The organism is Microbispora bryophytorum (genome assembly GCF_006874465.1).
In the GTDB taxonomy this organism is placed as follows: domain Bacteria; phylum Actinomycetota; class Actinomycetes; order Streptosporangiales; family Streptosporangiaceae; genus Microbispora; species Microbispora bryophytorum.
On sequence record NZ_VIRL01000013.1, the window covers coordinates 1 to 24030 of the forward strand.

A 24030-nucleotide genomic window follows, 5' to 3' on the forward strand; every position below is an offset into this window, starting at 1 on the left:
GAGGGCCTCCGGGCGATGTGAATCTTGGTCGACTCACACCACGCCAGAAGGCCCTCACCCTTTTCAAGGTCATCGACAGCGTGTCGCCGATCCTCCACCGCTGTCACCAACGTCCATGGTCAGAACAGCTAGGCCAGGCCGGCGGCCAAGCCTTCATCCGCAGCACTCTCCAGTCCGAGCCCAACATGAGATCAAGAAAATCCTCGAACGGCACCGCATCGTCCAGCAGCTCCCGGCGCAGCGTCTGATGGAACCGCTCGACCTTTCCGATGGTGGTCGGCGAACGTGGCTGTCCAACGCCGACCTGGCCAAACTCGCCCGCGAGCGGGGGGCGGGCGGCCGGGCTGGCGCCGTTGCCGACCGCCGAGCCGGGCACCACGGTGGAGGTGGACCGGACCGTCAGCCGAGCCGCACGGTCAGCCTCGCGGGGCCCATCGTGCTCGCCGCCGAGATCCTGGCGGCGAGCACGTCACCGTCCGGATCGAAGAGCACACGCTCATGTTCTTCGACCCCGACACCCGCGAACTGCTGCGCGTACCAGCACCGCACGGCGGAGGCGGGCAAGGGCATCGCCGACGCGATGAACCGCAAGATCAAAGGAGCCAAGATCCAAGGTTTATGGCACGTTGATGGCACGAAGCCCCGTTTTCCCTGAGGCAGACGGGACTCTTAAAGGGGCGGACCCGCACCGGCGCCCGCCCTGACCTGGGCGTACGGTGTTGCCCACCGCCGTCCGGGCACGTCCATCGCGATGGTCACCCAAGTCGCCCAGTGCTGCCATGCCTGAAAGCAGCCGGACGGTTAGATCCACTGCACACGAACGATGTACACCTCGCGCTGGGGCTCCAATACGAGATAGGTCACCAGCCCGCACTCCCAAACGGCATGACCCGCATGTTGCCGTCGGGCTTGCTTGGCGACTGCGGTCCACCGGCCCAGGGCTCAAGCTCGATCAGGTCCAGTAGGCCGGCCAGATACCGCAAGGCATCGTCTGGCAGGGCCGCGATCTGTTCTTGAGCGACAGGATCGGGCTCGACAATCGAGTACACCTACGGCTCGACCCCGCGCTCCGCCAGCAGCTGGCGCCACGTCTTGTCGCCCGGGGGAATCGGTTGGCCGGCGTCGGCCAGTTCCTGGACATGGGCAGCTCGCTCGTAGAGGTCTCTGCGGCCCTGCGGATCTTTGACGGAGTCGCATGCGATCAGCCACCAGGTGTGGATGAACTCGCTCAACCGACCGAGGTCCAAACTGGCGCGGACCTCAGCCAGGACGACGTCTAGACCTGCGTCGAACCCCTCTCAGTCCTGGGGCACGACCAACGCCCTACGGATGGCACGCAGATTCTTCTCCGGAAGAGGACCTTCGGGGGTGAACTCCTGCGGTTGCGCGCTCACGCCGTCAGTGTACGGACAGGCCCTCGATGCGGCCCAGGCAAACATAGGACTTGAGGGCCGCTATGGGAAGGACGGTCGCTGCACGGTTGCTGATACGACGCAAGGCGTCCTGGAGCCTGCCGGTGTCGGGGTCGGCCTCTCGGACCTCTGCCCGCACCTCCTCGGCATCCTGTGATCGAGCCTGGCTTCTCAGGACCTAGCGGCCCGCGCCCCGGGTCGACTTGCCACCGAATGACGTGGTCACCCTAGCCAGTCGTGACGCGGTGATCAACGGCGTCGCGGCAGCCGCTTGTCCACACACCTTCGGGCTCCTACGCCCTCGTGGATCTGCAATTCAGACGGCCCCGGCGGCATTTACCCGCCGGGGCCGTCATCGTCTGCGGGTACGGAAACCACCCGACTCCCGTTCGTATGGGGAAGATTCACGCACGCCCGTTCCCTGAGACGGCAACCGTCCCACTCTCGCTTCCGGGGAAGAGATTTCCCCAGGCCCGTCCACTGGGCAGGGACCCTCGGCACGCCCGTCCCGGAGGAGGGGCCCGTCCCCGTTGGAGGGGGCCGTCCGGTCGCCGCAACGGTGGGACGTCCCCGGCACCCGCCCCCCACGGCCATTCAGCCGCCTGGGACCTCCCAGCCGTGCGTGCCCGCCACCTCGTCGTCGCAGCGGTCGGCGCCGTACGCCTTTCCGTTATCCGATTTTGGTCGGGCCGAAACATCATTTGTCTCATATGACAGTAAAGTCCACATACTTCACCTCATAACACGACAGATGGCCTCTTCATAGCGAAAAGCCCAGAAGTGCTCCTCTGTGTGCAGACCCCCCAGACGGGCGGAGCTGTCGCCCGGGCATCCGGGGCGGCGTGCCGCCCGTCCCGTTCCCTCCACGGAGTTTCCATGCGACATCGCCGTACTGTTCACGGCGCGCTCGTCCTCATGTTCATGGCCGCGCTCGTCGGCGTGAGCCCGGGTATCGCCGCCGCCGACCCCGCACCGCCTTCAGCATCCGACCCGGCCCTGAGCCCGGCGGACCCGGCGGCACCCGACGCGGGCGACGCGCAGGCCAGGACGCTGACCCTCATCACCGGAGACAGGGTCACCTCGTTCAACGGCCGGATCACGGTCCAGCCCCGCGAAGGCGTGCAGTTCGTCCGCTACGGCGACGGCAAGCATCAGTACGTCATCCCGACCGACGCGGTCCCGCTGCTGAGCGCCGACCGGCTCGACCGCCGGCTGTTCGACGTGGCGGAGCTCTTCGCCGACGACTTCGACCGGATGCCCGAACTGCCGCTGATCGTGTCGGACTCTTCCAGCACGCGCGGCCTGACGGCCACCAGCAAGCTCCCCGCCATCGACGGCTTCTCCGCCAAGGTGAAGACCGGCGACCTCGCCGAGCGCTGGGCGACCCTGAAGAAGTCTCTCACCAGCGGAAAGATCTGGCTGGACGGGCAGCGCGACCTGTCACTCGACGTCAGCGTGCCCCGCACTGGCGCTCCCGTCGCCTGGGCCCAGGGCCTCGACGGCAAGGGCGTGAAGGTCGCGGTGCTGGACAGCGGCATCGACGACACCCACCCCGACCTCGCCGGCAAGGTCGTCGCCCGCAAGAACTTCGTCCAGGCCGAAGAGACGCCCGAAGAAGGCGACCACGACGTCATCGGCCATGGCACCCACGTCGCCTCGACGGTCGCCGGCACGGGCGCGGCCTCCGGCGGCAAGTACAAGGGCGTCGCGCCGGGTGCGACGCTGCTCGACGGCAAGGTCTGCTACAGCTACTTCGGGAACGGCGTCTGCTCCGACTCGGCGATCCTCGCCGGCATGCAGTGGGCGGTCCAGTCCGGCGCGCAGGTGGTCAACATGAGCCTCGGCGCGAAGGACACCCCCGGCATGGACCCGCTGGAGCAGGCGGTCAACGACCTCAGCGCCCAGTACGGCACGCTGTTCGTGGTCGCGGCCGGCAACGTGGGCGCCGAGCAGTCGGTCGACTCCCCGGCCTCCGCCGACGAAGCCCTCGCGGTCGGCGCCGTCACCAAGACCGGCGTGGTGGACAGCTACTCCAGCCGCGGCCCGCGCCTTGACGACTACGGCGTCAAGCCGGAGATCACCGCTCCCGGCACCGCCATCACCGCCGCCCGCAGCTCCTTCGCCGACGTCGGCAACCCCGGCGACCTGTACGTCACCTTCGACGGCACGTCGATGGCCACACCGCACGTCTCTGGCGCCGCGGCCATCCTCACCCAGGCGCACCCCGACTGGGCGGCCCAGCAGCGCAAGTCGGCGCTCATGGGCGGCGCCCGGCCGAACCCCGACTTCGGCGTGTTCGACCAGGGCGCCGGTGAGCTCGACATCGCCCAGGCGCTGAAGCAGCCCATCAGCGCCACGCCGTCCGCGGTCAACGTCGGCTTCCAGAAGTACCCGCAGAGCGACGACGTCCTCGTCCGCACGGTGACGTACCGCAACGCCTCCGACGCCCCGGTCACCCTGAAGCTGGCCATGGACGGCAGCGCGCCGGCCGGGCTGTTCGCGCTCAGTGCCGACTCGGTGACCGTGCCGGCGGGCGGCAGCGCCTCCGTCGACCTGCGCACCACGCTCGGCGCCGCCGGCAGCACGTACGGCGTCTTCTCCGGCCGGATCGTGGCCACCGCCGACGGGAGCAAGGTGCAGACGCCGTACAGCGTCTTCCGTGAGCAGCCGAGCGCGGACCTCACGGTGACCACGCTCGACCGCAGCGGCGCCAAGGCCGCACAGTCGATCACCATGGTCGCCGACTACGCCAGCTACCAGGCGTTCTACATGACCGAGCCGGAGTCGACCTTCCGCCTGCCGATGGGCAAGTACTTCGTCACCACATTGATCATTGGCGACGACGGCACGTCAACGGCGGTCACCGACGCCGCCCTGACCGTCGACAAGGACGAGAACGTCGTCCTGGACGGCCGTAAGGCGCGCCCACTCGACATCACCGTGCCGGATGAGAGCGCGGCCCCCGTATCGGTCTCGGTGGAGGCCGAGCAGCCCGGGACCTTCCGCAGCATGCTGGCCAGCATCTCGGGCGCGCCCGAGTCGATATACACCTCCGACCAGACGTCGGGTCCGGCACCCGAGCTGTCCACCGTGGTGAGCGCCCTGTTCGCCAAGCCGGACGGCAAGGGCGGCTTCACCGACAGCCCGTACATCTACCAGGCCGGCTGGCACCTCACCGGGACGGCCACCACCGGCTTCACCCGCCACATCACCAAGACGGACCTCGCGAAGGTGACGACGGAGTACGCGGCCAACGCGCCCGGCGCCAAGGGATGGCGGAACAACACCCCGGTCGTCCCTGGTGTGTCGTACCCGACCGGGTACGACCTGCCGCCGGTCTCCCCGCCCACAACGCGGACGGAGTATTTCGCGGGTGACGTCTCCTGGCAGTCGACCTTCACCGAGGGCTTCGAAACGGGTAACCCCTGGCCCCAGACGCTGACCCAGGTCACCAAGCAGGCGACCGCCTACAAGCCCGGCTCGTCCACCGAGCGTTGGAACGGCGCCGTGCTCAGCCAGCCGATGACGCCGGCGCTCGCCCCGTACCCGACCGTGGAACGGCGAAGCGACGAGCTGGTGCTCCGGCTCGGCGGCTACGCGGACGCCGCGGGTCACGTCGGCTCCGCGGAGGCGGACTACGGCGGCCAGCACCTGACCGTCCACCGGGACGGCAAGCTGGTCGACGAGCGTGACGACGCGCTGGTCGGCATCGACGTCGACCCCTCGCCCGGCCGGTACCGTGTCGACTACACCGTGTCGGCCCCGTCGCTGCGGCTGTCCACGCGGCGCGAGACCGTGCTGGAGTTCACCTCCGAGCACAACGACTCGAGCGTGACCCCGCCGCTCACCGGGATCGGCTTCGCCCCGAGCCTGGACCTCGGCAACACCGCCAAGGCCCATAGGGCCATGCAGATCCCGATCACGTTCACCCAGCAGGGCGACGCCGGCCCGGTGCGCACCGTCGCGGTCGAGGTGTCGTACGACGACGGAGCCACCTGGCGTGAGGCTTCTGTTTCCCAGCACCACGGCGCGTGGCGCACCAAGGTGAAGAACCCGCCCGGGCCCGGTTACGTGTCCCTGCGCGGGCACGCGGTCGACTCGTCCGGCAACACGGTCAGCATGACCGTGATCAGGGCGTACGAGGTCAAGTAGTCAGGCGGAAGGCCGTGTCCGACACCCCGGACACGGCCTTTCCGTGTCTCCATCTCCTTCCGCCCGGGCACGGGGGGAGCTAAGGCGCATCTGAAGCAAACCGTGGCGCGCATCAGCAGGGTTCAGCGGACCCGAGCGGCCGGTCACCAGGCGACGACGCCCTGATTGCTCGGCTGGATTGTGCCAACCTGGAGCGACTTGAGGGTGATGGCGGACTGCTCCGGGTTCGGGAAGCCCTCCAGGGTCGCCACCACGAGCGGACCGCCCTTCCCGAGTGCGACCTTGATGGTGTTGCCGGTCGGGCAGTCAGCATCCGCCTTATCGCAGATCGTCCACTTGATACCGGCGAACGCGCCCGTCCCCGGGGCCAGGTCGGCCGGCACCGACTCGCCCGGCTCGGCGACGTCCTTCGTCGGCACGGTCACCGCCTCGTCGGCCGCGTTCACCAGCGTGATCACCGGCCAGCCGCCCACATTGCAGGTACGGCTGGACGCGTTCGTCAGTTGGACGAGCGCCATCCGGCTGTCGCCCTCGCGTCGTTGCGGCTGTTCGGTGAGAGTCGCCTTGACGTCGGCGGCCGTACAGGCCGGTACGGCCGCCGATGCGCCGCCGCCAGCCGGGGCCGGCGAAGCGGCAGCCGGAGCGGATGATGCGGCAGCCGGGGCGTCGCTCACGCTCGGCGCGACGTCGGTCGGGGCCGACGTGACCGGCGGCGTGTCCGATGTGGAGCTTGCCGTCGTGGGGGTAGCCGGTGATGAGGTCCCGCAGGCCGAGACACCGGCCAGGGTCATCACCCCCGGTACGGCGAGCAGCAGAACCGCCCTGGCAGGGTTGACGGTCCAGCGGTTCGTACGACGTCGCGACACGATCTTCTTCCCCGACTCTGATTGATGACAACGGATGCCGCGCGCCCGGTCTCCATCGGACACACTTCGGCGAATATTCCGGACAAAGTATGACTCTGACACCGAAATGGTGCACTACGATCAGGGCGAGAATCTAGCGCACCAGTTCGGCGAGGGCCGCACCGGAGCCGCCGGTGCCGACAGCAGGCTGGACCTGGCGCTAGGCACAGCTTCGTCTCGCTGCTGTCGGACTCCGGCGTCCCGATCGAGGACATTTTTCGCCTTGTCGGCCACCGGAACACCGTGGTCACCGAGACCGTCTACCGCAAGCAGATCCGCCCGGTGCTCATGCAGGGCGCGGAGAAGATGGACAGCCGCCATGGACAGGATGCATTAACGCTCTGTCAAGTGCCGGGTTTGATGGGGGCTGTGATCACCCGCTCGTCGTCCGGAGGGGTGGGATGGTGTGTTGATGGTTGGTCTCGTGCTCGACCGGCGGGATGAGGCATAGCTCCCCGTGCAGCCTGCGGTGGTTGTACCAGTCGATGTACTCGGCGACAGCGATCTCGACATCGTCGATGCCTCGCCAGGGCCCTTGTTGCGGATCAGTTCGGCTTTAAACACCGAGTTGAACGCCTCGGCGAGGGCGTTGTCGTAGGAGTCCCCCTTGGACCCGACCGAGGCGACGGCGCCGGCTTCGGCCAGGCGCTGGGTGTAGCGCACAGCGACATATTGCACGCCGCGGTCGGAGTGATGAACCAGTAGCGTGCGGCCCCGCCGCATCACCCACCCACCGGATCATCCCGTCGCCGTCGTCCCACCCGCAGGGAAGCGGGCCAGGGGCCAGGGGTGAAGGTGGAGTCCCCTACTGGAGGAACGACCTTCGCCCCTGGCCCCTGGTCTGCTTGGCTCGTCCTGGGGCGATGGCGCCGGGAAGATCCGGCTTCCACCTCAACCACTTACGGACCTCCTGCCCACGCCGCGATCATCCTGGAGTCGGAGTGCCCCGCCGGAGGCATCATCAGTACCCCTGCCACGGCGTGGAACCATGTGACCGTGGATGGACAGCCCGCATGGTCTGAGTGGCTCGCGTCCCTCGACGGTGATGTGCGAGACAAGGCGATGGTTCTTCGTGACCGGTTCGAGGCCCTGGGGGCACTGGAGCCTGAGGAGTGGGCTCGTGCGGAAGTCAGGGATGGCATAGCGCACCTGGCGAGATTCAGGCTCTTGCGGGGTTTGTGGTCGGAGCACATTGATCCTCAGCGGGATGCGGTGGAGACCTGGATCGCGAACACCCGGAGAGAACTCGCACGCGATTCAGCCGGCCCCTTTTCAGACGCGGGGAAGGCACTGCTTCGCATGGTTGACGAGCTAGGTGTCACACCTGGAGAAGTCGGTGCTCTTGCCAGGCTCGTCGCCTACAAGACGATTTTCGGGGTCTTGTATGGGCTCGACGAGCCGAATCTCGCTGAAGATGACGTGCCCGAAATTCTTCAGGAGCAACTTCCAAGCTGGTTGTTGGTGGAAGTCGTCGGCAAGGATCTGAGGCTGACGGGGCGGGTACTGACTGGACTCCACGAGGACTTGCTGACCATGGATCCCAGCGGGCGGGACGGTCGCGCCGCTACGGACTCCGAATAGCGACGCCGCAGCCTACCTCGCGTGCTCGCAGCTCGTCGTAGTAGGCACGGGCACCGGGTGAAGCGCTCAACGCGGCGAACGCCTGAGCGCCCAGGGCGTCGATGAGCCGGTCGTTGTGCACGAATCGTGCCAGCACAACCTTCTTCTTGCCGGAGGCCCTGGTAATTGGGCTGGTGCCGACATAATTCCTCCGGGATTTGGCGTGGGCATGCACTGGGCCCGGCCCGGAGCCGTCTGTCCTCAGTGCTACCGTGCTCCCGCGATAGGACTCGAACCAGACCCTGCCCGCCGGGAACCACCGTGATCGGATTAGGCTCTCCAGATGATCACTCCGATTGAACTCGTGATTTTTGACTGCGACGGTGTTCTCGTCGACAGCGAACGCATAGCCGTGCGCCTCCACGTAGCCGTCGGCGCTGAGCTGGGCTGGCCGCTGACCGAAGCCGAGGTAATCGAAAGGTTTATCGGCCGGTCGCCCCTCGCCAACGGCGAACAAATCACCGCCCAAGTAGGGCCGAGGCTGGGCACGCTCTGGCAGGAGAGATTCAAGCAACTGCACCACACGGCCGTCGATGCCGAACTCGCCCCGGTCGACGGCATCCTCGAAGCCCTCGACACCCTCACACTTCCTAGCTGTGTCGCATCTGGCGGCAGCCATGACACGATGCGCCACACCCTGGGCCACACCGGGATCTACCCGTACTTCGAAGGCCGCATCTTCAGCGCAAGCGAGGTCCTCCACGGCAAACCGGCCCCCGACCTGTTCCTGCACGCCGCCAAGCAAATGGGCGTCCACCCCTCGGCCTGCGTCGTCGTCGAAGACAGCAAATACGGGGTCCAGGCAGCCCGCGCAGCGGGTATGCGCGCTCTTGGCTACGCCGGTGGACTCACACCCGCGGAATGGCTCGAAGGACCGAACACCACAGTCTTCGATGACATGCGCGAACTCCCGACGCTCCTCGCACAAATCTGCCCCGTAGAGACACCCGATCCCCGGGCATGACCACATCGCGTCACAGGCTCCGCGCGGCCGAGCAACCCAGTCCGTTCCATCCCGCCTGCCATCGACCCACCGCGAAGCGGCAGCGGGCCAGCGACAGAGGTGTAAGCCCGGCTTGACGTGTCCCTGAGCCTGTGCACCTAGGCGCGACTGCGATGGACCGCATCTTCCCGATGGCTGATGAGACATGGTCATTCAGCATGTCACTCACGCCCCGTTTCCATGATCGGAGACGGGACTCTTTCCGCTGGTGGGCGGTACTGGGTTCGAACCAGTAACCCCTCGCTTGTAAGTCAACCCAGGAAAGGGCGGGACCAGCACCACGATCCGCCTGACCTGGGCGTACGGTCCATCGTCGTCCACTGCCGTCCAGGCTCGTGCGCGGCGATTGACACCCAGATAGTCACTCAGAACGGTAGCGTCCGTGATCAGTCGGGCAGCAGCGTGAAGGCCTCGACGTGGCGTGGGCGCACGATTCGGAAGTGCCGCTGGTCGACTGTTGCGACCTCCCTCAGCCTCAGGCGCTCGGCAATCGCGATGACGGCGGCGTCCACCAGCCCCAGAGGAAGATCGACGTACCTCTCGACGAGTTCCGCCATGCGAGGAAGGTCCTCGTCCTCCAGCTCGGCTACATGGAAGCCGCTGCCGCCGAACGACTTCAGGAACGTGACCTCGGCGTGCGGGCCGACACGCGACTCCAGGAGATAGCCGACTTCTCCCATGACCGGGGACGGCACGAGCAGCGGTCCCTCCACCTCGCGAAGCAGCTTGAGACAGGCCTGGTGGTGCTTGTCCTTGGCATTGCCGACAGCCAGAAGCACGCCGGTGTCGCAGAGGAGCACGTCAGCGGCCCATCTCGGAGCGCAGGATCTCCTCATACCGTTCCGCGAGATCCGGTTCAGCCTCGAACGACGCGAAGAACGGAAGGTCACGCTTCGCCGGGGCAGGCTCGTCCAGACGGCCACGGATCAACTCCAGAGCCGGGCGTAGCTCCGACTCCGGCAACTGGTCCACGAGATAGTGCAGTTCCTCGCGCATGGCGCTCATGCCCCCAGTCTAGGTTGGGGGGCTGACGAGGACACGAGCATCGGCGATAACCGGCCTCGCTCCTCAGAGATCGGCGATGGCACCGCGGCGGAGGCCAACACGAGGGGGAGGAGAGCGGCGAATCGTCAGGTCCCGCTGGATGATGGGCCGCCAGGGAATCCAGATGGCTCAATCGCCGGTGTCGAGGGATGCTGTGCCGGTGTCGTCGTTGCTGACTGCGGTGGGATATGAGCGGACGACTGCCCTGTTGCGAGGCAGACGCATCCGAAGAGTCGTCTATTACCCACTGACAGGCGGGGAGGACGGCCACGATGTCGAGGACTGGGACTTCGGGCCCTGGCACCAGCCGACGATGGGCGTCGAGCTGTTCGCCGACGATGGCGCTTGCTTTTCGGCTGTGTGGGGAAGCAGCTTCGACCACTATGGGCTTGAGCTCTTCCCTGGGCCGATGGCCGATCACCTGCGGCGAGTCGGAGAGCCATGCGGGCCGGTCCCCGTGGAAGTGACCGACCATCCGCGCTGGTCGAGCCTGGTCGGCAGGGAACTGACTTGCGTTGACATTATCTGGTCCGAAGATCGTGAGCGCGGCATCCGAGTGCCGGACGCGATCCGGTTGTGCTCACGAGAGAGGGCAGTGTGGATCGCCGCGGGCCGACCGGCGGAATGGCCGCCAGAAGAGGTCTACTACCTCGGTACCGACGACGTAATGGTCATCTTCACCGCCCAGTTCGCGGCCACGGTGGGCATTCCTCCCATCCGCTAACCCCTTCGGCCCAGCGCAACCACACCGCGATCAAGCGACCCCGCTTCAGCGTAAACGCGGCCACGACAAGCGAACGCATCCGCAGTGTCCAGAAGCGCCGAGGCCGACCCACCTTCTTGCTTATAAGGAGCCAAGATCGCTCCCGGCGGTATGTCGACCTGGACACTGCTCCCCGCTGACCGTCTCCGAGCTACGCATGATGGCACGGCATCATGCATGATCTCATAGTGAACACCAGCCGATCGAGCACGGACATTGTGGAAGCCGCTTGGCAGAAAGTTCGGGCTGACGGACGTGTACGCCCCGAGCTGTTGAACGCAGCATACGCCGAGTCGCGCCTACGGCAGTTGTTCCCCTGGACGGGCATGGGAGAACTCCACTTCAGCCGCTGCACAAGTCCTCGATGGACATGGGATATCCCCTATATCGCCTCGATTGCGAACGGCGGCTACATGGTGGAAGGGCCTAGCCGTGACGAGAAGGTGGGGCCTGCGGCAACGCCACCCCAGGCCATTGCGATGGTGGTGGAACGTCTTCCGTACGGTTGTGGCCCTGCTTTCGTCGGCACTCTCGAAGAGCTTGCTGCTCAAGAGCGAGTCGCCGTGAACGGTCTTTCTGCCGAAGAAGCCCCGGTTGACAGGCCGCATCAGCAGTCGAAATATCCCTAGACAGAAACGTCAGGCAACTCATTGGACTAGACAAAGCCGGACGCTCAGATCGCAATACCATACCGCTCTGCATGCGATTCCTGGACCTTGACAACGTATCCGACACCACAAGATGCTTTACATATGTTGTCGCGCGCAGGCGTCACCACGGCAGGTTTACTCGTGCTGGCGCTGGTGGGCGCCTGCGGCGACGACGGCGGGGATCACGCCTACAAGCGGGTCTCTCTCAAGGACTGGGCGTCCTCTACGGCTGCCGCGACGTCCCCACCGTCAGCGTTGCCCTCTCTGCCCGCCACAGTCGCGCGATCGTCAGACCCCGCAGCCGTCCCCACGCCTCTGCCCATGGCGACCTCCTTGGTATCGCCGATGGCGACCTCTTCTCCCCTGCCGGTCACCGGCCCACCGCGATTCTTTGTCACCGCGAGGGCTCCACTTGCACGCTTTCCGAATAAGTCCAAGACGGCAATCTTTACTCCGGTACGGCCCGCCGTGCACGACGCCATAAACGGAGAATTCCTGGCCGCAATCCCGCTGCCGCCAGGAGTGCGCTCCTCCTCGCAAGTGCTAGCCGCAGCACCCGACAACCGCACCTTTGTACTGTCCGGATGGACCGGGCCGAACTCTCCCCTCCGGTTCTTCCGCGTCCACCTCGCCGAGGACGGGTCGCCGAGCGATCCGATACCCGTTCCCGGACTCGAGAGCGACGCGCTGGGCGCCGGACACATCATCGCCCTGAGCCCGGACGCCACCAGGCTGGCCTACGCCGCCTCCATCCCGGGTGGAGTGAAGATCTCTGTTGTCGATCTCTCCACCGGGCAGCGCCGCGACTGGAGCACGCGAGCGTCCGTGGTGACCGGCCTGGCCTGGGCCCCGGATGGTCAGCGGATCGCACTGGTAGTCGGTGGTTGGGGCATCGGCGTCCTCGACCTCGGCTTACAGGGATCCGACCTGTTGGCCGCCACCCGCCTCGTCAAACCGAGCAGCGACCTGTCATTCCTGGAATCTGTGGCCTACGCCCCCGACGGCAGTGCCCTGATCTACTCGGCCGGTCATGCCGTAATGCGCATCCCGGTCGACGGTAGAGAGGAACCGCGGGTTCTCACACGGGTGTCGTTGCCGGCCGACGCGTCACTGACCCTCCGTTTCAGCCTTGATGGAACGGGCCGATACCTGCTCTACGTGCACCGATGGCGGGGCTTTCGAGTCGATCTCGCCGATGGTTCGACCACGTCGATGCCGCTCAAGACCGATGAGCACTCCGGCGAGGGCGACTCCCCGAACGCGGCCTGGTAATGACCCATTCGAGAGTTATCGAGCGGGCGGTCGACTCGGTCGCCAAGGGGCCTTCGCGACCTGGGCCATTACAGCGGGCGCGCCGCGATGATCTACCAGCACCGCACGGCGGAGGCGGACCACGAGATCGCCGACGTCATGAACGGCAAGATCACACAAGTCCTACCGACTAAGGCGACTGGTCACTGAGCAAGATCGATTGCGTTCGCTAATGGCTCGCTAAAGGCACGAGCCCCGTTTTCCCTGATGGGAGACGGGGCTCTTTTCGCAGGTGGGCGGTACTGGGTTCGAACCAGTGACCCCTCGCTTGTAAGGCGAGTGCTCTACCGCTGAGCTAACCGCCCGGACCGGACTACACCTTACGACACCGACCCGCCTCTCAGCACATCGAGTGACCAGTCGGCGCCCGCGTCGTCGTCTCCCGCCGCCTGCCAGCCGAGGAGGGCCGCACCCAGCATGCCCGCCCGGGGGCCCAAGGCGGCCGGGCGCACCGGCGGGGGCTCCCGGAAGGCCAACCGGCCGGCCAGCCGTTCCCGCAGCGGCTCGAACAGGGCCGCGCCGGCCTCCGCCAGGCCGCCGCCGATGACGATCAGGGCCGGGTCGAGCACGAGCACGTACGACGCGAGGGCGATGGCCAGGGCCTCGATCGCCTCGCCGAACACCTCGGCGGCCACCGGGTCTCCCGCGACCGCGCGCTCGACGACCTCTTTCGCGGTCACCGTAGAGCCGGAGCGCTCTGTGAAGCGGCGGGCCACGGCCGAGGCGGAGGCGTAGGTCTCCAGGCAGCCGATCTGCCCGCAGGCACACTTCTCTCCGGCCGGCCAGACGGACGCGTGCCCGATCTCGCCGCCCCAGCCGCGCGCGCCGCCGTACGGCTCGCCGCGGAGCACCACCGCTCCCGCGATGCCGGTGCCGATGGGCAGGAAGAGGAAGTCGGCGACGTCGCGGCCCGCGCCGAAGACGCTCTCGGCGAGGCCGCCCGTGCGGACGTCGTGGCCGAGCCGCGCCGGGACGCCCGGAGGCGTGAACGCCTCGGCGGGCACGTCACGCCAGCCGATGTTGGCCGAGTAGACGGCGGTGGACGCGGTGACGATGCCCGGGACGGCCAGGCCCACCCCGGCGGGCTCGACGCCATACCGGGAGCGACCGAGGTCGGCGATCTCGCCGACATAGGCGCGCACGGCCTGCACCACCGCGTCCGGACCGTGTTCGCGGCCCGTGGGGCGCCCGGCGAGTACGGTGACTTCGCCGCCGCGGGTGACGAGGCCGCCCTTCATGGAGGTGCCCCCCACATCAAGCGCGACGACGTACGTCACGAGCGGCCGAGGACGCGGTCGAGGGCCGCCTCCACCTCCGCGGCGAGGCCGGGCATGCGGGCGGGACCCGGCGAGCAGGCCGTGACGAGCGGCTCGTCGGCGCGGGCGAGCCGCACCTCACCGCAGGAGCGGCACTCGATCTCGCCCAGGCGGCAGATCAGCGCGATCGAGCCGCACGAGGCGCACGTGTCGAGATCGAGGTCGTGCACACGCTGGCAGTCCGGGCAGACGAGGACCTGGGCCTCCCGGCGCACCGCGCGCTTCCATGGACTGGCGCCGCGGACGGGGTCGGTCTGCCGGGCCCCGCACCTGTAGCAGGGCATGGTGGCCTCCAATGGGGCGAGTCGGAGTCGGAGTCGAATATGTCAGTGCCCGCGGGCGGGCAGTGAAACGATCAGATGTCCGCGAGCGCCTTCCGGTACTCGTCGAGATCGCGTGCGGAACCGATCGGGTTGACGACCTTCCAGCGCACGACGCCTTCGCCGTCGATGATGAACGTGCCCCGGAGCGCGAGTCCCCTGTCCTCGTCGAGGACACCGTACGCCCGAGCGACCTCACCATGGGGCCAGAAATCCGACAACAGGGGAAAAGAGAAGCCCTCTTGGTCGGCCCAGGCGCGCTGGCTGAACATCGAGTCGACCGACACCGCCAGCACCTGGACATGCGGAGGCAGGGAGCCGGCGAGCTCGTCGCGGATGGCCGCGAGCTCGCCGTGACAGACGGGGCTGAAGGACAGGGGATAGAAGACGAGCATGACCGTTCTGCCACGCAGGTCGGAGAGGCGCACGGGAACGCCGTGCTGGTCCTTGAGTGCGAAATCCGGAGCCTGCTGCCCGACCTCTATCGCCATGAGCAGTCCCTCCACAGGTGTCCGCCCATCATCCTGCCGTACGGCATCCCCGGGCCGTACGGCAGGGCAATACTCAGCGGCGGGCCTTCGGGGCGACGAGCCTCGTGCCCGACCAGTCCCTGGCGGCGCTCACGCTGCTTGTCTGCGACAGCCCGGCGGTCGCCGCGTCCTCACCGATGTCGCTGGGCTCCACGTGGCCGTCGCGCCCCGCCTTGGGGGTCAGCAGCCAGATCTGGCCTCCGTCGGCGAGCGCCGTCATCGCGTCGCTCAGCGCGTCGAAGAGGTCGCCGTCGCCGTCACGCCACCAGAGCAGCACCACGTCGACGACGTCGTCGTAGTCCTCGTCCACCAGCTCGTTGCCGGTCAGCTCCTCGATGGACTGGCGCAGCGCCTCGTCGCAGTCCTCGTCCCAGCCGACCTCCTGCACCACCTGACCGGCTTTGAGGCCGAGTCGTTCAGCCAGGCCGCGCTCGTCCTGCGCCTGACCCGCGGTCGCGCTCACGTTTATCCCTCCTGCTTGGGTGACCCCGCCCCATGTCTGCGGTTGTCCCGGCTCGTTGAGAGCCATGCTTCGGCACAGTCCACACGCTGTGACCCGTCGTCGTCAACGGTCGCCACGGGGGGTGACCCGCACCGTTATCTCTTAATCGGTCAAAAACGACAAACGAACACGCCTGTCGGGGTTGTCGACGTTGAGGTCGATCAGGGCGACCGACTGCCAGGTCCCCAGCGCCAGCCTGCCCCCGAGAACGGGAACGGTCGCGTACGGCGGGATGAAGGCGGGCATGACATGCGACCTTCCATGCCCCCGGGATCCATGCGCATGCCGCCACCGGTCGTCCGCCGGCAGCAGGTCGCCCAGGGCGGCCAGCAGGTCCTCGTCGCTGCCGGAGCCGAGCTCCAGCAGCGCCACTCCCGCCGTCGCGTGCGGGACGAAGACGTGCAGCAGCCCGTCTCCCCCACACGCACGCACGAAATCGGCGCACTCCTTCGTCATGTCGTGCACGCGCTCGCGTGCGCCGGTCCGCACTTCGATCACCGTCGATTTCACATCCGCGATATTACGATCCGCGTTGAGCTGGAACGACGACAGCGTCCGGACCGGGGAAGACGAGCGCTTCGTGCCCGTCCTCGTACCTCACCAGGAACGGCGGGCCTCCCTCTGGACCGCGGACCTCGACGATCACCCCGTGCTTTTCGTGGTCGCCCACGACGGCACCGTGCACCACCAGCCGGTCCCCTACCGTTGCGTGCATCTCGATCCCCCTCTCTCCAGAGCCTGGTACGGCTATCGCCACCTGGAAAGAGGAGAAACCCTCCTCTGCTCAGAGGAAGGGACAACTCATACCAAAACGTTACACGGCTGGCACGCCGCCCCCGGCCCGCCCGCGCGGCCCCGAGAACGGCGCCGAAGACGTGAAGACACGCGCGGCAGCGGGTTTCTACGAAATGGCGGGACGCTTACGACCGCGACTTCCCGGCGATTCGCCGGGCGTTCCGGGTAGGGCGAGGTCAGGCCGGGTACTGAGGGTTCCGACCAGGCCGGATGCGACGCCGGCGATCTTGCGGCGGCCCCGGCGGAAGATCAAGGATGGATGGCAGGCAAAAATCGTCCTACCATCGGTGGTCTAGGCCAAAGCCTGCCTCGCGGCCAGCGCGGACGGTTCGGTTACCGGGAAGTAGAGATGCACTTTCCGGTGGGACGAGACAGGATGGAAGAAGACCGCAACGCCGCGATGAAGCGCTGACCGCATCGCAACAGGCAACACACACGTGACAGATCCGACGAGACAAAGTCCATCTCGGAAGGCGAGACCCAGTGGCTTCCGGACGCCAGCGTTTTTCGATCATCAGTGACGGCCTACCCAGCCAGTTGCCTGATGTCGATCCGAGCGAGACCAACGAATGGCTCGAATCGCTCGACAACGTCATCAAGACCGAGGGCCGCGCCCGGGCCCGCTACCTGATGCTCCGGCTGCTCGAGCGCGCCCGCGAACACCAGGTCGGCGTGCCCGGCCTGCGCAGCACGGACTACATCAACACCATCCCCCCGGAGCGCGAGCCCTGGTTCCCGGGAGACGAGTACGTCGAGCGCCGCATCCGGGCCTACATCCGCTGGAACGCGGCGGTGATGGTGACCCGTGCCAACGCGCGGACCAACGTCGGCGGCCACATCGCCACGTACGCGTCCGCGGCCTCGCTCTACGAGGTGGGCTTCAACCACTTCTTCCGCGGCAAGGACCACGGGGAGTCGGGCGACCAGATCTTCATCCAGGGCCACGCGGCCCCGGGCATCTACGCCCGTTCCTTCCTTGAGGGCCGTCTGGACGCGACCCAGCTCGACGCGTTCCGGCAGGAGCTGTCCCACGGGATCAAGGGCCTGCCCTCCTACCCGCACCCCCGGCTGATGCCGGACTTCTGGGAGTTCCCCACGGTCTCCATGGGCCTCGGCCCGATCGGCGCGATCTACCAGGCGCGGTTCAACCGCTACCTGCTCAGCCGCAAGATGAAGGACACCAGCCGCAGCCACGTCTGGTGCTTCCTCGGCGACGGTGAGATGGACGAGCCCGAGTCGCTCGGCGCGATCGGCGTCGCCGCCCGCGAGGAGCTCGACAACCTCACCTTCGTCATCAACTGCAACCTGCAGCGGCTCGATGGCCCGGTACGCGGCAACGGCAAGATCATCCAGGAGCTGGAGTCGTACTTCCGCGGCGCCGGCTGGAACGTGATCAAGGTCGTCTGGGGCCGCGACTGGGACCCGCTGCTCGCGGCCGACGTCGACGGCGTGCTGGTCAACCAGATGAACACGACGCCCGACGGTCAGTTCCAGACCTACTCGGTCGAGTCGGGCGCCTACATCCGGGAGAACTTCTTCGGCGGCGACCCGCGTCTGCGCAAGATGGTCGAGCACATGTCCGACGACGACATCCGCAAGCTGTCGCGCGGCGGCCACGACTACCGCAAGGTGTACGCCGCGTTCAAGGCGGCCCGCGAGCACGTCGGCCAGCCGACCGTCATCCTGGCCCAGACGATCAAGGGCTGGACGCTCGGCAAGGACTTCGAGGCGCGCAACGCCACGCACCAGATGAAGAAGATGAGCAAGGCCGAGCTCAAGGAGTTCCGCGACCGGCTCTACCTGCCCATCCCGGACAAGGACCTCGAGGCCGACCTTCCGCCGTACTACCACCCCGGCGAGGACAACGACGAGATCGCCTACATGAAGGAGCGCCGGGCGGCGCTCGGCGGCTACCTGCCCAAGCGGGTCATCCGCGCCAAGCCGCTCAAGCTCCCCGGCGACCCCGTCTACTCCGGCCTGCGCAAGGGTTCGGGCAAGCAGAACGTCGCCACCACCATGGCGTTCGTCCGCCTGCTCAAGGACCTCATGCGGGACAAGGAGATCGGCGCCAGGTTCGTGCCGATCATCCCGGACGAGGCCCGCACGTTCGGCGTGGACGCGATGTTCCCGACCGCGAAGATCTACTCGCCCCACGGGCAGACGTACGAGGCGGTCGACCGCGAGCTGCTGCTGTCGTACAAGGAGTCGACCGAGGGTCAGATCCTGCACGAGGGCATCAGCGAGGCCGGCTCGATGGGCTCGGTGCTCGCGGCCGGCACCTCGTACGCCACCCACGGCGAGCACATGATCCCGGTCTACATCTTCTACTCGATGTTCGGGTTCCAGCGGACCGCCGACCAGATGTGGCAGCTCGGCGACCAGATGGGCCGGGGCTTCCTGCTCGGCGCGACGGCCGGCCGCACCACGCTGAACGGCGAGGGCCTGCAGCACGAGGACGGCCACACCCCGCTGATCGCCTCGACCAACCCCGCCGCCGTCGCGTACGACCCGGCGTGGGCGTTCGAGATCGCGCACATCGTCAAGGACGGTCTGCGGAGGATGTACGGGGAGCACCCCGAGGACGTCTTCTACTACCTGACCGTCTACAACGAGCCCTACCCGCAGCCGGCCGAGCCGGAGAACGTGGACGTGGCGGGCATCCTCAAGGGCCTCTACCTCTACGCCCCGGCGTCGGGCGACGGGCTCAAGGCCAACATCCTGGTGTCCGGCGTGGCCGGCCCGTGGGCGCTGGAGGCACAGCGGATGCTGGCGGAGGACTGGGGCGTGTCGGCCTCGGTCTGGTCGGCGACCTCCTGGAGCGAGCTGCGCAGGGACGCCCTGGCCGTGGAGGAGCACAACCTGCTCAATCCCGACGCCGAGCAGCGCGTGCCGTACGTGACGACCAAGCTGTCGGGGGTGCCGGGGCCGTTCGTGGGCGTCAGCGACTACATGCGCGCCGTCCCGGACCAGATCGCCCAGTGGGTGCCTGGCGACTGGACCTCCCTCGGCACCGACGGCTTCGGTCTGTCCGACACGCGTTCGGCGCTGCGCCGCCACTTCCACGTGGACGCGGCCTCGATCACGCTGGCGGTGCTGACCCAGCTCGTGCGGCGCGGCGAGGTCAAGGCCGAGACGCTGCAGGAGGCCGTCGCCCGCTACCACCTCAAGAACGGGGTGACCGAGGTGTCGGCTCAGCAGACCCCGGAGACCAACGACACCCAGTCGATGGGCGTCTGATCCGCGGATCGTCCGGCGGCCCCCGTCTCGGCGGGGGCCGCCGTCGTCTCCGGCGTCCGCACCGCCCCTGAGCGGCGCGGAAGCGGCCTTGCGGTGCGCTACCGGCCGGTCCCAAGCCACCTCCAAGCAAGAGACAAGACCGTTCCATCACTCTTGCGGCCGTGGATGGAAATCTCAGGAAATACTTCGGCAGACTGACCGGGGGCATGGCCGCGATGGCGGCGTTCTCCCTGCTCGTCGTGGCCGCTCCCGCTTCGGCGGACGCCGGGGACGAGGTCCCCGTCGGCACCCGGCTGGCCGCTCGCACCCACCCGGCCGTGCAGCTCACCAGCATCACCTACTCCGGCGAGGTCGTCGTCCCGAGCAGCCGGGCCAAGGAGGCCGCGTGGGACCAGCTGACCAACGACGCCACCCGGGCCGTGCTCGCCGGCAAGATCCCCTCTGACGAGCGGAGCATCGCCAAGTTCCTCTTCCAGCGCGTGGCGGCCGACGTCGACCGGTATCTCCAGCCCGTCGGCCCGGAGCGCACGGTCAAGGCGCAGGTCGGCGGCATGTGCACGGGCTGGTGGGTGACCCCCGACGGCTACATGGTCACCGGCGCGCACTGCGTCGAGATGAGCAACGAGGAGCTGTCGCAGACCTTCGCGCAGCAGGCGCTGGAGAAGTTCAACAAGCAGGACGCGAAGGACATGATCAACGCCCTGCGGAACTTCGAGGCCGACAAGGAGATGGTCGAGCTCGTCCAGCAGATCTACGTCACCTTCAACAGCACCCACCTGGAGATCCGCGGCCTGCGCAAGAGCCTGTCGGTCCTGCAGAGCCTGCCCGGCGGCGGCGTCGACAAGACGGCCAAGGAGGTCCCGGCCGAGCTGGTGTCGGTCGGCGAGAGCTACCCGGGCAAGGACTTCGCGCTGCTCAAGGTCAACGGCCGGCAGAACCTGCCGACCGTGCCGCTCGGCGACGACGCCGACGTGCAGACCGGCGACACGCTCTACATCAGCGGATTCCCCGGCCTGGTGACCAACACACCGTGGTTCAGCCTCGAGTCGAAGCTCGACCCCGCGCTGACCGAGGGTCCGTACAACGCCAAGCGCACCACGCAGGAAGGCGTGCCGTACATCCAGACGCAGGCGCCCTCCTACCATGGCAACTCCGGGGGTCCCGTCTTCAGCCGTGCGGGCAAGGTCGTCGGCATGCTGATCGCCGGCACCGTGAGCGAGAACGGCGAGGCGTCGGAGAACGAGAGCTTCGTGCTCCCGGTCTCGATCATCAAGGAGAAGCTCAACGAGAAGAACGTCAAGCCCGCCGCGTCGCTGACGACGACGAAGTACAACGAGGCGCTCGACGACTTCTTCCAGCGGCACTACAAGGACGCGCTGCCGAAGTTCCGCGAGGTGCAGGCGCTGTTCCCGAGCCACCCGTACGTCGCGAAGTACATCACCGACTCGCAGCAGGCGATCTCGTCCGGCAAGGACGAGACCCCGCAGCCGGTGTGGCTGTGGGTCGCCATCGGCGCCGGTGGCCTGATCGTGGTCGGCGGCGGCGTCCTGCTGCTGCTCCTCATGCGCAGGCGCAGGAAGACCTCCTCCTCTCGGCAGGGCCAGTCGCCCTCGCCCGCGTACGGCGGGCCGTATCCCGGCGTGAACGGCGGCGGCTACCCGGCGCAGGTGGGCGGCGGCTACGACTGGCAGCCGGTGAACGGCCAGGTGCTCCACGAGCTGCCCGGGCTGCCGCAGGGCTGGCAGCCGCAGAGCCTGCCAACGGCCAATGGCAACCAGCCCGGGCGGGCGGGCGGAGGCTACGAGGCTGCGCGCTCGCACGACCACGATCCCCAGCGGCCGGGCGGGGGCTACGACCCCCAGCGGCCCGACGGCGCGACGCAGTACGTGCGACCCGCTCCCTCGCCCTACGGGCAGCAGCGGTCGCAGGCGGCCGCGGGCCAGGGCCCGGCCGACTCCGGGGCGCCGGACGTCGCCGACCTGGAGCGGGAGATCGCCGAGCTGCGCCGCCAGTTGCAGCACCGGCAGCCGGAGGCGTGACGAGGCCCCGCCACGGCGCCCGTGGTATCGGTCCGCGTGTCTCCACCAGACAGACGAAGCAACCGCGCACGAAACACCGCCACCGGCCTTCCTCGCAGGCACCGCCTCCGCAGGCGTGGCGAAGAGCCGCCGCCGGCCGCCCGTTCGGCACCTCGAACGGGCGGCCGGCGGACCCCACCCGACCGGCGGGGGCGGGGAACGGCCGTCCGAACGCCCTGACGGCCCGGAGGGGAAGGGACCGGAGGAAAGGCGCCGCAGGGGAAGCACGGGAGATCCCGGCGGGCGTCCGGACGGCCTGGGAACGCTCCGGCCGGTCAGGCGCCGGCCGGAGCGAAGATGCCGAAGAGATTGCGGGACGGGTCGTGGAGGTAGGCGAAGTCGGGGCCGCCCGCGTTGCCCACCACCTGGCTCAGCACCTTGCCGCCCAGGGCCTCCACCTGTCGGCAGGTCTCGGCCACATCCCGCACCAGCACGGTGAAGACGGCGTGGCCGGGCATGTCGCCACGGGTGCCGAACACTCCGCCGCGCGCCCCCTCGTCACCGTCGTAGCTGATGAGCCGGTAATCCATGCCCACGGCGGCCGAGCCCGCGTCGGTCCGGAACCGCCAGCCGAACAGGTCGCCGTAGAAGCGCTGGACCCCCTCGGGATCGTCGCTCGCGATCTCGAACCAGGCGACCGTGTTGACGGCGGGAGCAGCCGGGGCTTCCGGGGTGGCCGGGGTGGCGGGAGTGGTCATCGTCGGTCTCTTTCTCTCTTGCCTTCTGTGTCGGTGCTCGCCCTCCTGGGCGACGGCACCGGCTCCTGGGCGACAGCACGGGTTCCTGGGTGACGGCGCTGGTTCCTGGGCGACAGCACGGGCAGACGGCGTGACGAGCGGGGAAGGCGCTCGGCGGACCATGGCCGGTCCGTCCTGTGAGTAGAGCCTCCCGCCCCTAGGCGACACCCTCCTGTCGGCGTTTCCAGAAACTCGCGAACATCTTTTCGAATCGACGATCAGTCGAGCACCGGCGTCCGCGCGATCATGTCCGGCACTCCGGCGTCGAACGCCTCAAGGGGCCGGCCGGGCACCGGATCCTCGGTGAGGACGGCCTCGGCGATCCGGTCGAGCCGGAAGACGCGGACGGCGTCGCGCATCCGGCACCAGGCCACCAGATACCACCACCCGCTGCGCCCGCCGACGAACGCCCCGGGCTCCACCTCCCTTGTCGTCAGCACACCCTGGGCGTCGCTGTAGTGGATGCGCAGGACGACCCCCTTGAGCAGTGACTCCTCGATGACCCGGCCGATCGAGCCGGTGTATCGGGACTCCGGCTTGTCGTCGGTGAGGATCTGCACGCGGGCGGCCAGTTGCCGGGCCCGCTCCCCCTCCGGGCCGGGCATGGCGGCGACGAGCTTGCGCAGCGCGCTGCGCGCCTCGTCGGCGAAGGGCTGCTGTTCTGTGCGGCTGAGGGCGATCGCCACCGCCACGGCCTCGGCGGGGGTGAAGTTGAGCGGGGGCAGGGACATGCTCTTGTCCAGCGCGTACCCTCCCCTGCGCCCGACCTCCGCGTAGATCGGCACGCCGGCCTGCTGCAGCGCTGAGATGTCCCGCTCGATGGTCCGCGAGCTCACTTCGAAGCGCAGGGCGAGCTGACGCGCGGACCGGCAACGCGGGGAGATCGCCCGCAGGTCCTCGACGATCGCATAGAGCCGGTCGGTACGGTTCACGCCGCAGAGGGTAGGCCACCCCACCGACATTTCTCGCTGACGCGTTCGACTCCTACGCATCGAAGCACGTCAGAGCACGCCGGAACACGCCGGAACACGCCGGAACACGCTGGAGCGCGTCGAAGCACGCCGGAGCACATCGGAACGGAAAAGCGACGCCCGGCCACCCGGCTCGCGGATACGCGGGTGCCACGACTACGACTACGACTGCGCCGCGCCGGCTCACGCCGCCCACAGCTCTGCGGGGCGGCGGCTCAGCCGCCGACGGCCTCGGCGAGCTCGGCCAGGCGGTCACGCCCCGGCTCGGGGAAACGCTCGTCCAGGACCTCGGCCCAGGAGATCCGGTCGAGCCGGAAGACGCGCACGTCGTCGCGTAACCGGCACCAGGCGACCAGGTACCAGTGCCCGCCCCTGCCACCCAGGCAGACGCTGGGCTCGACGTCCCTGACGGTGGGCACGCCCTTGCTGTTCACGTATTCCACGCGCAGCACGTGCCGCCCGCGCAGCGCCGTGTCGATGGCGCGCTTCACGGACTCGGGGCCCGCGAGCGCGTACCCGCCCTGGTCGAGCCGGATCGGGACACCGGCCTCCCGGAGCCGCGCGACGTCGCGCACGACGGTGCTCCTGCTGACCCCGAGGCGCGAGGCGAGCTCGCGGGCCGGCAGGCATCCGGCGGACTGCAGCTCCCTCACCAGCGCGTCGCGGCGTTTCATGATTCGACGC

The 24030-nt window shown here is 68.1% G+C and carries 23 protein-coding genes, 1 tRNA gene and 3 pseudogenes; 9 read left to right on the top strand and 18 right to left on the bottom strand.

All coding sequences use genetic code 11. From position 1 onward, the window contains the following. On the top strand, positions 1-248 hold a 248-nt coding region (locus FLX07_RS37100), incomplete at its 5' end, for a hypothetical protein (protein WP_208762342.1). Here the strand turns inward: FLX07_RS37100 and FLX07_RS38985 are convergent. The 4 genes and pseudogenes from FLX07_RS38985 to FLX07_RS37890 all read right to left on the bottom strand — a co-directional run. Further along, positions 206-292: pseudogene (locus tag FLX07_RS38985) on the bottom strand (integrase core domain-containing protein); the annotation flags it as partial. The gene FLX07_RS37100 and the pseudogene FLX07_RS38985 overlap by 43 nt on opposite strands. 107 nt (positions 293-399) lie before the next feature. Further along, positions 400-606, bottom strand: coding sequence for a hypothetical protein (locus FLX07_RS22050; protein ID WP_142572931.1), 207 nt, complete (start codon positions 604-606; stop codon positions 400-402). A 254-nt stretch (positions 607-860) separates the two neighbouring features. Then, positions 861-1049 (bottom strand): hypothetical protein, encoded by a 189-nt coding sequence (locus FLX07_RS22055; RefSeq protein ID WP_142572933.1) that lies wholly within the window; start codon positions 1047-1049, stop codon positions 861-863. Continuing rightward, a pseudogene (locus FLX07_RS37890) lies at positions 1050-1283 on the bottom strand (DUF6247 family protein); the annotation flags it as partial. A gap of 1005 nt (positions 1284-2288) precedes the next feature. On the opposite strand from FLX07_RS37890, the gene FLX07_RS22065 reads away from it, so the two are divergent. After that, complete coding sequence (locus FLX07_RS22065) at positions 2289-5564, top strand: S8 family peptidase (protein ID WP_142572935.1); 3276 nt, start codon at positions 2289-2291, stop codon at positions 5562-5564. Positions 5565-5707: 143 nt separating this feature from the next. Here FLX07_RS22065 and FLX07_RS22070 read toward each other — a convergent pair whose 3' ends face one another. Both FLX07_RS22070 and FLX07_RS37895 read right to left on the bottom strand, forming a co-directional pair. Beyond that, on the bottom strand, positions 5708-6355 hold the full coding sequence (locus FLX07_RS22070; protein ID WP_223853612.1) for a DUF4232 domain-containing protein: 648 nt from the start codon (positions 6353-6355) through the stop codon (positions 5708-5710). A 487-nt stretch (positions 6356-6842) separates the two neighbouring features. Next, a pseudogene (locus tag FLX07_RS37895) lies at positions 6843-7171 on the bottom strand (integrase core domain-containing protein); the annotation flags it as partial. A 294-nt stretch (positions 7172-7465) separates the two neighbouring features. Between FLX07_RS37895 and FLX07_RS22085 the strand changes: the two are divergent. Both FLX07_RS22085 and FLX07_RS22095 read left to right on the top strand, forming a co-directional pair. Beyond that, a complete protein-coding gene (locus tag FLX07_RS22085) occupies positions 7466-8050 on the top strand; it encodes a hypothetical protein (RefSeq protein ID WP_142572941.1) in 585 nt (194 codons plus the stop codon). Between the two features lie 322 nt (positions 8051-8372). Continuing rightward, positions 8373-9053 carry an HAD family hydrolase gene (locus FLX07_RS22095; RefSeq protein ID WP_142572943.1) on the top strand — a complete coding sequence of 227 codons (681 nt, stop codon included), beginning with the start codon at positions 8373-8375 and terminating at the stop codon, positions 9051-9053. A 425-nt stretch (positions 9054-9478) separates the two neighbouring features. Here the strand turns inward: FLX07_RS22095 and FLX07_RS22100 are convergent, their stop codons facing one another. Both FLX07_RS22100 and FLX07_RS22105 read right to left on the bottom strand, forming a co-directional pair. Continuing rightward, positions 9479-9892 (bottom strand): type II toxin-antitoxin system VapC family toxin, encoded by a 414-nt coding sequence (locus FLX07_RS22100; protein WP_142572945.1) that lies wholly within the window; start codon positions 9890-9892, stop codon positions 9479-9481. A gap of 1 nt (position 9893) precedes the next feature. Then, complete coding sequence (locus tag FLX07_RS22105) at positions 9894-10097, bottom strand: hypothetical protein (protein WP_142572948.1); 204 nt, start codon at positions 10095-10097, stop codon at positions 9894-9896. 199 nt (positions 10098-10296) lie between these two features. Between FLX07_RS22105 and FLX07_RS22110 the strand changes: the two genes are divergently transcribed. The 3 genes from FLX07_RS22110 to FLX07_RS22120 all read left to right on the top strand — a co-directional run bounded on the left by FLX07_RS22110 (position 10297) and on the right by FLX07_RS22120 (position 12821). Beyond that, complete coding sequence (locus tag FLX07_RS22110; RefSeq protein WP_142572950.1) at positions 10297-10860, top strand: hypothetical protein; 564 nt, start codon at positions 10297-10299, stop codon at positions 10858-10860. Between the two features lie 227 nt (positions 10861-11087). Beyond that, on the top strand, positions 11088-11528 hold the full coding sequence (locus FLX07_RS22115; protein WP_208762323.1) for a DUF6193 family natural product biosynthesis protein: 441 nt from the start codon (positions 11088-11090) through the stop codon (positions 11526-11528). 342 nt (positions 11529-11870) lie between these two features. Beyond that, a complete protein-coding gene (locus FLX07_RS22120) occupies positions 11871-12821 on the top strand; it encodes a TolB family protein (protein ID WP_142572952.1) in 951 nt (316 codons plus the stop codon). 272 nt (positions 12822-13093) lie between these two features. On the opposite strand, the gene FLX07_RS22125 is transcribed toward FLX07_RS22120, so the two are convergent. The 7 genes from FLX07_RS22125 to FLX07_RS22155 form a co-directional block, all read right to left on the bottom strand. Beyond that, positions 13094-13165, bottom strand: a tRNA-Val gene (locus tag FLX07_RS22125). 15 nt (positions 13166-13180) lie between these two features. Beyond that, positions 13181-14137, bottom strand: a complete 957-nt coding sequence (locus FLX07_RS22130; RefSeq protein WP_142572955.1) for an ROK family protein — start codon at positions 14135-14137, stop codon at positions 13181-13183. Next, positions 14134-14460 carry a hypothetical protein gene (locus FLX07_RS22135; protein ID WP_142572957.1) on the bottom strand — a complete coding sequence of 109 codons (327 nt, stop codon included), beginning with the start codon at positions 14458-14460 and terminating at the stop codon, positions 14134-14136. Before FLX07_RS22135 ends, FLX07_RS22130 begins: the two co-directional genes overlap by 4 nt. A 71-nt stretch (positions 14461-14531) precedes the next feature. After that, positions 14532-14987, bottom strand: coding sequence for a peroxiredoxin (locus FLX07_RS22140; RefSeq protein WP_142572959.1), 456 nt, complete (start codon positions 14985-14987; stop codon positions 14532-14534). 73 nt (positions 14988-15060) lie between these two features. Beyond that, a complete protein-coding gene (locus FLX07_RS22145; RefSeq protein ID WP_084370137.1) occupies positions 15061-15489 on the bottom strand; it encodes a DUF3052 domain-containing protein in 429 nt (142 codons plus the stop codon). A 141-nt stretch (positions 15490-15630) separates the two neighbouring features. Continuing rightward, a complete protein-coding gene (locus tag FLX07_RS22150; RefSeq protein WP_223853613.1) occupies positions 15631-15984 on the bottom strand; it encodes a YjbQ family protein in 354 nt (117 codons plus the stop codon). A 64-nt stretch (positions 15985-16048) separates the two neighbouring features. Further along, complete coding sequence (locus FLX07_RS22155; RefSeq protein ID WP_142572963.1) at positions 16049-16243, bottom strand: DUF1918 domain-containing protein; 195 nt, start codon at positions 16241-16243, stop codon at positions 16049-16051. Positions 16244-16806: 563 nt separating this feature from the next. Between FLX07_RS22155 and aceE the strand changes: the two genes are divergently transcribed. Together aceE and FLX07_RS22165 are read left to right on the top strand one after the other, a co-directional pair. Beyond that, positions 16807-19560 carry a pyruvate dehydrogenase (acetyl-transferring), homodimeric type gene (gene aceE, locus FLX07_RS22160; protein WP_142572965.1) on the top strand — a complete coding sequence of 918 codons (2754 nt, stop codon included), beginning with the start codon at positions 16807-16809 and terminating at the stop codon, positions 19558-19560. Positions 19561-19721: 161 nt separating this feature from the next. Continuing rightward, on the top strand, positions 19722-21599 hold the full coding sequence (locus FLX07_RS22165) for a S1 family peptidase (protein ID WP_229689883.1): 1878 nt from the start codon (positions 19722-19724) through the stop codon (positions 21597-21599). A 314-nt stretch (positions 21600-21913) separates the two neighbouring features. On the opposite strand, the gene FLX07_RS22170 is transcribed toward FLX07_RS22165, so the two are convergent. From FLX07_RS22170 to FLX07_RS22180, 3 genes are all read right to left on the bottom strand, one after another. Continuing rightward, entirely contained in the window at positions 21914-22336 is a 423-nt protein-coding gene (locus FLX07_RS22170; protein WP_142572967.1) for a VOC family protein, read from the bottom strand. Between the two features lie 257 nt (positions 22337-22593). Next, positions 22594-23307, bottom strand: a complete 714-nt coding sequence (locus FLX07_RS22175) for a helix-turn-helix transcriptional regulator (protein WP_142572969.1) — start codon at positions 23305-23307, stop codon at positions 22594-22596. A gap of 254 nt (positions 23308-23561) precedes the next feature. Beyond that, entirely contained in the window at positions 23562-24020 is a 459-nt protein-coding gene (locus FLX07_RS22180; RefSeq protein ID WP_142572971.1) for a helix-turn-helix transcriptional regulator, read from the bottom strand. Between the last annotated feature and the right edge of the window lie 10 nt (positions 24021-24030).